8 protein-coding genes and 1 pseudogene are annotated in these 7,638 nt (G+C 70.3%); 5 read left to right on the top strand and 4 right to left on the bottom strand.

The genetic code is table 11. The features are described 5' to 3' along the window. Positions 1 to 756: 756 nt before the first annotated feature. The gene (locus ACFVZW_RS13095) at positions 757 to 990 is read right to left on the bottom strand and encodes a DUF397 domain-containing protein (RefSeq protein WP_384520342.1); all 234 of its coding nucleotides are present in this window, start codon (positions 988 to 990) and stop codon (positions 757 to 759) included. Between the two features lie 431 nt (positions 991 to 1,421). On the opposite strand from ACFVZW_RS13095, the gene ACFVZW_RS13090 reads away from it, so the two are divergent. After that, on the top strand, positions 1,422 to 2,501 hold the full coding sequence (locus ACFVZW_RS13090; protein WP_384520340.1) for a hypothetical protein: 1,080 nt from the start codon (positions 1,422 to 1,424) through the stop codon (positions 2,499 to 2,501). A gap of 125 nt (positions 2,502 to 2,626) precedes the next feature. Here the strand turns inward: ACFVZW_RS13090 and ACFVZW_RS13085 are convergent, their stop codons facing one another. Continuing rightward, positions 2,627 to 3,205, bottom strand: a complete 579-nt coding sequence (locus ACFVZW_RS13085; RefSeq protein ID WP_384520338.1) for a TetR/AcrR family transcriptional regulator — start codon at positions 3,203 to 3,205, stop codon at positions 2,627 to 2,629. Positions 3,206 to 3,296: 91 nt separating this feature from the next. Here ACFVZW_RS13085 and ACFVZW_RS13080 point away from each other — a divergent pair, with 91 nt between their 5' ends. From ACFVZW_RS13080 to ACFVZW_RS13070, 3 genes and pseudogenes are all read left to right on the top strand, one after another. Continuing rightward, positions 3,297 to 3,743 (top strand): anthrone oxygenase family protein, encoded by a 447-nt coding sequence (locus tag ACFVZW_RS13080; protein WP_384520336.1) that lies wholly within the window; start codon positions 3,297 to 3,299, stop codon positions 3,741 to 3,743. 69 nt (positions 3,744 to 3,812) lie between these two features. After that, a pseudogene (locus ACFVZW_RS13075) lies at positions 3,813 to 4,232 on the top strand (DUF4267 domain-containing protein); the annotation flags it as partial. A gap of 417 nt (positions 4,233 to 4,649) precedes the next feature. Then, positions 4,650 to 5,102: a hypothetical protein gene (locus ACFVZW_RS13070; protein ID WP_384520334.1), complete on the top strand. Its 453-nt coding sequence runs from the start codon at positions 4,650 to 4,652 to the stop codon at positions 5,100 to 5,102. 79 nt (positions 5,103 to 5,181) lie between these two features. Here ACFVZW_RS13070 and ACFVZW_RS13065 read toward each other — a convergent pair whose 3' ends face one another. Further along, positions 5,182 to 5,925, bottom strand: coding sequence for a class I SAM-dependent methyltransferase (locus ACFVZW_RS13065; RefSeq protein WP_384520333.1), 744 nt, complete (start codon positions 5,923 to 5,925; stop codon positions 5,182 to 5,184). Positions 5,926 to 6,199: 274 nt separating this feature from the next. Between ACFVZW_RS13065 and ACFVZW_RS13060 the strand changes: the two genes are divergently transcribed. Next, the gene (locus ACFVZW_RS13060; protein WP_384520331.1) at positions 6,200 to 6,727 is read left to right on the top strand and encodes a GNAT family N-acetyltransferase; all 528 of its coding nucleotides are present in this window, start codon (positions 6,200 to 6,202) and stop codon (positions 6,725 to 6,727) included. A gap of 92 nt (positions 6,728 to 6,819) precedes the next feature. On the opposite strand, the gene ACFVZW_RS13055 is transcribed toward ACFVZW_RS13060, so the two are convergent. Further along, positions 6,820 to 7,278 (bottom strand): SSI family serine proteinase inhibitor, encoded by a 459-nt coding sequence (locus ACFVZW_RS13055; protein ID WP_384520329.1) that lies wholly within the window; start codon positions 7,276 to 7,278, stop codon positions 6,820 to 6,822. Positions 7,279 to 7,638 lie beyond the last annotated feature (360 nt).

Raw genomic sequence — 7,638 nt, 5'->3', positions numbered from 1 at the left:
GGTCAAGGGCGCTCCTGCGTCGCGTCGGCTTCGCCGATTGCGCTGCGCTTCACCCTTGACCCACCGCCTCCGGTCGCCTTTTCACACTCGGAGGGCGGCCGGGGGGCGTGGCCACGCGGGCAGGCGTGGGGGCGCGTGGCGCCGTGGGCGTCTGTCGGGTGTGGGGGTGGTGGTGCGCGGTCGTTGAATGGGGTGGCCCGGCGGCGCTTAGCGTGTGACGGCCGGTGGTTGGCTGGGATTCATGCCCCGCTGGTGACTCTGAGTGGGTGGAGACGCTGCCCCCTCCCGGCCTGGTTGTGGCAGGCGTTCCGCGGGGCTGGGGGTCCCCCCGGACGGAGTCTGGGAGAGGGTGGGCACAACCCGCGACGGCGCCGCACCCCGTGGGCACCGTACGGACCGGGGGGCTGGGCCCGACAAGGGCGCGGTCCCGCCCCAGCGGGACGATTGCCCACACGGAGGGGCGGGGACGGCGTCGGTCCAACGGCCGGTGTCCCTAACTCTCCACTACTCGCGGTAACTTCCCCGGAATCGGCCCCACAGGACCCCCCCCGAAGGCGAGTTGCGGAACTTAGCGACACCCACCCCGATCAACTCACCCCACCACCCACCGACAGTGACCAGCGGGGCATGAGTCCCAGCCGCTCACCGGCCGTCAGCCGCTGAGCCGGGCCCCGACCACCCATGGTCGTATGCCCATGGGACCAGGCTCGGCGTGCCGCCGGTCATGTGCATGTCGAGCTGCTGCGTTCGACTGATTCAGAGGTCCTGGACGAAGGTGCTCCAGGCGGTGGGGGAGAGGGCGAAGGAGGGGCGGGTGAGGTCCTTGGAGTCACGGACGTGGACGGTGTGAGGGCAGGCCGCGCCCTCGACGCAGTCGCCGCCCTGGCCGCTGCTGTACGAGGACTTCGTCCAGGAGATGGCGACCTCGACGCAGTTGCCGCCCTGTTCGCTGCTGTAGCTGCTCTTGAACCAGTTGAGGTCAGTGCTCATAGCTCTCGTGCCACCTGTTCGATGAGTTCGGCGGAGTCTTCTGGGCTCAGGGCCTGTGCTCGCAGAGTGCCATAACGTGCGAACGCGTCCCCCAACTCGGGTTGTTCGCTGAGAAAGTACCTGCCGCTCAGACCCTCGACGTACACGAGCTGGCTGCGGCGCCGCGCTCGACGGGATGACGTGGCCGCTGGACTGGAGGTCTTTGCCGACCGACGAAGACCCCTTCGTGGAACCGGACTTGTTGTACGAAATGGTCCTACGTGCGGTACGGTGACCGCGCAATCACGCTCCGTAAGAAATGGAGCGGCCCTCGGTGGTGGTACCAACACCAGAATCCGAGGGCCTTCACTACCAGTGGTACGGACCCACCGGGAATGCTTCGACATGCTAACGCGCCGGTTCGGTGCTTCACCAAGGTCTCGCACCAAGTCGTGCGACACCCGCGTCTGACCAGCGACGCGAAGATCCTCCTCATCTACGTCCAGGGCCTCCCCTGTGACGCCGCCGCGAAGCCCCTCGGTGCGCACGCCGCCGACCTGGGCATGAAGCCGCGGGCCTACCAGAAGGCGAAGGGATCCCTGGCGGCCTGCGGCTACTACTTCGAGTGGAAGTGGCAGGGCGCACGCGGGCATTGGGTCACCGAGCAGCTGCTCTCCAACGTCACCCTCACGGGTGAGGAGGCGAACCTCGTCCGGGATGACGTGCCGCCGAGTCTCGGTAATCCGGCGGTCGGTTCTCCGGGGATGCGGGAACTCGGCAGCTCTAAACCGGTAGACGAAGACCGGGAGAAGACTTCTCCCCACCCACCCACCAAAGAGCCGCAGGCCGAGGCCGAACCGAACCCGCCCAGGAAACGGCCCCCGACCCCAGGCCCAGAGCCGGCCCCGGCCGCAGTCCCGGAGCGGGCCGCGGTACCGGTCGCCGCCGCGGCGTCGGTCGTGGTCGCGGCACCCGCCCCGGAACCGACCGCACCCCTCGCCGCGGCCCAAGCCCCCGAAGTCGCCGCGGCCGAGCGCCTGTTGCTGTCGCTCCGACACGCCAACCCCGTCCTGTCGCTCGGTGTCCGGGAGGCGCGTGGGCTGGCCGAAGCGGCGGCGGAGTGGTTCCGGCGGGGATTCTCCGCCGCCGAGCTACGGCACGCTCTGACCTCCGGTCTGCCGAGCGTGGTCCGTTCGCCGGTGGGCTTCATCCGCCACCGCCTGACCCTGAAGATGCCCGCCCCGCCGCCGCGATCGGCCGACGCCGGCCCCCGTGTCGCCTTCGCGCCCGATCCACCCGTCGCGCCCGCCGAGCCCGTGATCTGCGACGGGCCGGGTGACGACCACGCCTTCCGGCCCGTCGCCGGCGAGACCCGCTGTGGCCCTTGCCGTAGCGCCACTGCCGCCCATCGCCATCCGCCGAAAGGCCCCTCCCACGCCTACCGCACCCCTTGGCGCACCCGTGTCCAGGAAGCCGTCGACGGCGCGCGGGCACAACCCGATGCCCCAGGTGCCGTCGGACCGGCGCCCTAGGGCGCGTAGCGGGTCGTGATCAATGGGCGTCGCGGCTTCGTGTACGCGAGTGACCGGAAGGGATGCCGCAGGCAGGCAGCGGTGGGGCCCGAGGGCCCCGGCTGCGTGCCCGCCGGAACGGTGTGTCAGACCACGGCGAGCCGGTCCACCAGCAGCTCCACCCTCGGCTCGATGTACTCCGGCGGCAGCCGTCCCGCCCGGGTCAGGGTCGCCAGGCCGTGCAGGGATGCCCAGAACACCTCGGTGAACAGCCCTGGGTCGACGCCGTCCCCGGCGACCTCGCCCAGGCTCTCCAGCAGCGCGGCGAAGGCGTCCTTGAGAGGTTCCGGGGTGTCCACGTCCGCGAAGGCCAGGCCGCCGTCGAGCCGGAACAGGGCGTCGTAGACCGCGGGGTTGCGTGCGGCGAAGTCGAGGTAGGCACGGGCGAGGGCGGCGACCCGCTCGCGCGGGCTGTTCACACCGGAGGTCGCGGTCCGCATCGCCACGGCCATCTCGGCGGCGCCCTCGAGGGCGACGGCGCCGATGATCTCGCGTTTGCCGCGGAAGTGGCTGTAGAGGACGGGCTGGCTGTATTCGATGCGCTCGGCGAGCCGACGGGTGGTGACCGCGTCCCAGCCCTGCTGCTCGGCGAGTTCGCGGGCTGTCGCCACGATGAGGCGCTCGCGCTCCGCCCGTTCGCGCTGCTTGCGTTCCTGTACCGACATGATTCGATCCTAGCACCGCTAGACAATCGAGCGGCAGTAGGGCTAGCGTTGCCTCATCATCTAGCGCCGCTAGATCTCAGGAGGAGTCATCATGCTCAACGCACTCGAGGTGTTCACCACCGTGGTCGTCGGCGTGATGGTGGGGGTGGAGTTCTCCGTCGCCTTCGTCATCAACCCGATCCTCAACGCACTCCCGGAGGACAGCGGCCAACTCGGCCGCGCCCACGGGGGCCGGATGCTCGGCGCCGTGATGCCGGTCTGGTACCTCGGTTCGCTCGCCCTCGTCGCGGGCTGGGCCCTCGCCGGATGGCATCACCCCGGCACCGGACTCGTCGTCACCGCCGGCGCGCTGCTGATCGTCAGCGTGGTCATGTCGCTTCTGCTGCTCGTCCCGATCAACAACCGGGGCAAGACGTGGACCCCTGACAACCGGCCCGAGGACTGGAAGGAGCAGATGAACCGCTGGGACCGCTTCCACTACGTCCGCGTCGCCGTCATCATCGCCGCCTTCGCCCTGCTGGTCGCCGCCCTCGCCTGAGCCCGCCGGTCGGCCCCGCACGACTCGGCACGCTCACCAAGCTGACGAAGACTCGCAAGGAGAAGAACGATGCCGCTGAAGAAGTTCAACACCGTCCTGACCGCCGCCTTCATCCTCTTCATCCTCTGGTTCGGGGGGGAGTACATCCTGAGCCCGGAGACGACGGCGCCGGGCTTCGGCCTGCCGAGCTGGCCGTCCGGCGACGGCGACGGCTTCCTGATCATCAAGGGAATCCGCGACGTCGTCCTGGCCCTGGTCCTGGGCATCCTGCTGGTGACGGGCCACCGCCGGGCGCTGGGCTGGGTGCTGCTGGTGGAGGCCCTCGCCGCGTACGGCGACATGGCCACCGTGCTGACCCACCACGGCTCCGTGGCCACCGCGCTCAGCGTTCACGGCCTGACCGCGACACTGATGGTGGTCAACGGCCTGCTGATCATGCGCGAGACCCGCAAGGCCGCGGCCGCCCCGGTAACATCCGCCCCGCAGCCGCCTAGGCGGTGTCTTCACATGTCACGCCCGCATCAGGAGCGACGCGAGGGTGACGGCTGTGCGGCGGCGTCAGCGACGTTCATAGGCCGTGAAGGGCCCGGAGCTCGTCTCATTGGCGTCATAGCGGGCGACGACGAGTCGGCCCTGGTGCGCGAAGATCTCGTCCGCGGAGCCCATGTCATCAGGGAGGTCGCGGATCTCGACGGCGATCATCGTAGAGAGCCGGTCCGCCCCCGACAGAGGGCGCGTCTCCTGCCGTCCGAGGACACGTACGGCCCGGGACCCGTACCGCCTGATCAGGTCCGATTCCACCGGAGGCGACGGGGGCCGGGTTCCGCCGTCCCGCGCCCGCGGCGCAGCTCCTGACCGCCAATGCCTCTGTCGGACCGCCGACTTGGGGTGGGTACGGTAGGGGCCATGAATAGATGGACACGAGGTGCGGCGGGGGCCGCCCTGGGAGCGATGCTTCTCCTGACGGGCTGTGAGACCTCGGACGTCTCGGCGAATCCGCTCGACGCGAATCCGCAGAACCCGACAGAACAGGCCGCGAAGCCGGGCGCCACCGACCTGGCCATGGTCGTCGGTGAGTGGAAGGAGACCGGCGAGGGGGGCACCCCCTGGACGCTGCGGATCTCCGCGGACGGGAAGTTCTGGACCAGCGACGGGAGCGACACCTGCGAGGGCAGCGTGCAGGCCGTGCAGTCGGAGGCGGACAAGACCTGGCGCCACTTCCTCGCGCAGGTGGACTGCGGCTGGGCCGGCAAGCAGACGGCCCCGCTGCGTCTCGGCGAGGTGGACGGCGAGGAGCGGCTGATCCTCACCAACGACTCGGGACAGGGCTCGAAGGAGACCTACAAGCGAGTCGGCTGACCAGGCCGACACCGGCGTGGCGTCCGGCCGGCCGGACAGGAGCGGTCAGCCGGCCGGACGGTCACGTGCCGTCGGCAGGTCAGGCGCGGCAGCGGAGCATTTCCAGCGGCGGGTGGGCGAGCAGGTCCGTCCAGAAGTCCTCGCCGTACTCATGGATGCCGGCCTCGGACACCGTCAGCGGTACCCACGTCACCTCACTGAAGCCGGCCGCCGCCAGGCAGTCCTCGTAGACCTCGCGGCGCGGGGCCGCGGCGGTGATGGTGATCGGCTGCGGGTCGAGGAGAGCCGTGACCCGCACCCGCGGACCCGTCTCGATCTCCTCGCCGAGCGGCTCGCAGCGGAACCCGTACTTGTCCAGGGAGGCGCAGTCGAACGCGTAGTCGGGCTTCTGGGCGAACACGAAGAACTCTCCACCCGGCACCAGGCTCCGGTGGATGTTGCGACACATCCGCTCCATCGCCGCGATGTCCTCGGCGTAGTTGAGGCACTGCACTGCCAGCGCGATGTCGAAGTGCCGGTCGAGAGCCTCCAGATCCTCCACGGCGCCGACCTCGTACCGCACACCCAGCGGGTCGCGCTCCTCGATCTTGCGAGCGGCCGCGATCATCTCGACGGAGATGTCGACGCCGAAGACGTCCGTGGCGCCGCGCCGCTTGAACTCCCTGCTGTAGAAACCGGTGCCGCACGCCAGGTCGAGGACCGACTTGCCGCTCACGTCCCCGACCATGCCCAGGAAGCTCGGCACCTCCCCGAATCGCGTCAACGGCAGGGCCTTGAACCCCTCGAACGCCTCACCGATCTCGTCGTACTGCTGCACGCCCACGTGCCGCCCCCTCGTTTCGCTTCGGTCTGTGCGTGGCCACGCCGGACCTCCGGGTGGCCAGTGGCGATGAGTCTCCTCCGGCACCGGTGACAGTCCGTACTGGCAAATGCACCAAAGAAGTCGGCCGCGCGAGCCCCGGATCACCCAAGGTCCATCCGGCCGCCGTGCCTCGGGCCGCGGCCGCCACCGGACCATGGCGGTACCCCCCGGCCGCTGCCGTTCCACGGGAAATCGCGTGACAGGCAAGGGTGTTGCGTGGATAGCCTGGCCGATCATGACCCCGACTCTGCGCACCCGGCGGCTGCTCCTCGAGCGATACGTTCCCGAGGACGAGGACGGATTCGTCGCCCTGTTCCAGGACACGAGGGTGTCCCGGTGGATGGGGGACGGCCCGTCCTCCGAAGCGGACGACCGGGCCCTGTTCGGGCGGATCTTCACGAAGGTCTATGCGAAGGAGCTGTTCGACGTCTGGGCCGTCCGCCGGGACGGGCGGCTCGTGGGACACGCCGAGATCAAGCGGACCGATGCGGTCGACGGCTTCGAGATCGTCTACGCCCTCGCCCCTGAGGCGTGGGGAGCCGGCCTGGGCCGCGAACTGGCCGAGGGGATCGTCGCCCACGGCTTCGGCACCCTCGGCCTGACCGAGGTCCACGCCACCGTGGCCGCGTCGAACACGGCCTCACTGGCCCTGCTGGACAGGATCGGCTTCGAGCACGTCCGGGACATCACCGAGGACGACGGCAGTACGACCCACGTGCTCACCCGCCGCCTGCCCGCGGCCGGCACCCCGTCTCCTGCCTGAGCGCGACAGCAGGTGCCGCCCGACGCCAACGGCCGACGCCTGGACCCCGGGCTGGGCGGGCTCCTGACGTCGGCGGCGGGCGGGCCGGGGCGTCAGAACGTGAAGACCGAGCTCCTGGCCATGCCGACGTTCATCTCGCACGCGTTGCCGTACGTCGCCGTCCAGCTGATCCGCTTGCCTTCCCATACGCCGTCGCCGGTGAGCGTGACCGGGTCCCAGATCTTCGTACAGGGGCTGTTGCTCCAGGCCACGGTCAGTTCGGCGAGGTCTCCGTCGACCGACGTCAGGTCGGCGCAGGCCAGTTCGGGCGCCGGGTGGGTGCCGCTGGGCGTGGGGGCGCAGTTGAGGGTGACCGCCCTGGCGACCGTCGCCGTCGCCGCGTCCTCGCCCCGGCCGATCGCGAGCACGAGCGCCGACGGCGGGTAGAGGCCGGTCGGCGCGGCGGTCGAGGGTGCGGGTTCGGCCTGAGCAGGCGTCGCCGCGACGCCGATGAGGGCGAGGCCGGTGGCGAGAGCGGTGGTGAGAGCGGTGTTGCGGAGGACGTAACGCACGGGGGTGTCCCTTCGAGGCGGGTGCTACCTGATTGCGCGCCGGAGTCTTGCCGATGCGGAGGGTGATCGCCAATCCCCCGCCGGTTTCCGGCCGTACCCCCGTCCCGGCACCCGACCGACCGGTCGTTCAGGCAGCTGGGAAGGGGTGCGGCGAGCCGCCGCGAGCCGTCGCGAGCGGCTCTTCCTCTCGGTGGTACAAGCGCGAACAACCCATTGACCTGCGAGGATCCGAAATTGGTTCTTCATTGGAGCAAAAGCGAAGGGTGCCCGGGGGGGGGGGGGGGAAGACCCGCGAGGAGGAGACCCGGGGCGGCCGCGCGCGCGCCGGCCGGGGGGGGCGGGAGCGGGGCAGGAAGACCC

This window comes from Streptomyces sp. NPDC059567 (assembly GCF_042735655.1).
In the GTDB taxonomy this organism is placed as follows: domain Bacteria; phylum Actinomycetota; class Actinomycetes; order Streptomycetales; family Streptomycetaceae; genus Streptomyces.
This window is presented reverse-complemented; position numbering and strand designations above follow the sequence as displayed.

Bases quoted from the DNA above. Each gene is read 5' to 3' on its own strand.
- ACFVZW_RS13095 (WP_384520342.1), bottom strand. From the start codon at position 990: ATGAGCACTGACCTCAACTGGTTCAAGAGCAGCTACAGCAGCGAACAG.
- ACFVZW_RS13085 (WP_384520338.1), bottom strand. From the start codon at position 3,205: ATGTCGGTACAGGAACGCAAGCAGCGCGAACGGGCGGAGCGCGAGCGC.
- ACFVZW_RS13080 (WP_384520336.1), top strand. From the start codon at position 3,297: ATGCTCAACGCACTCGAGGTGTTCACCACCGTGGTCGTCGGCGTGATG.
- ACFVZW_RS13070 (WP_384520334.1), top strand. From the start codon at position 4,650: ATGAATAGATGGACACGAGGTGCGGCGGGGGCCGCCCTGGGAGCGATG.
- ACFVZW_RS13060 (WP_384520331.1), top strand. From the start codon at position 6,200: ATGACCCCGACTCTGCGCACCCGGCGGCTGCTCCTCGAGCGATACGTT.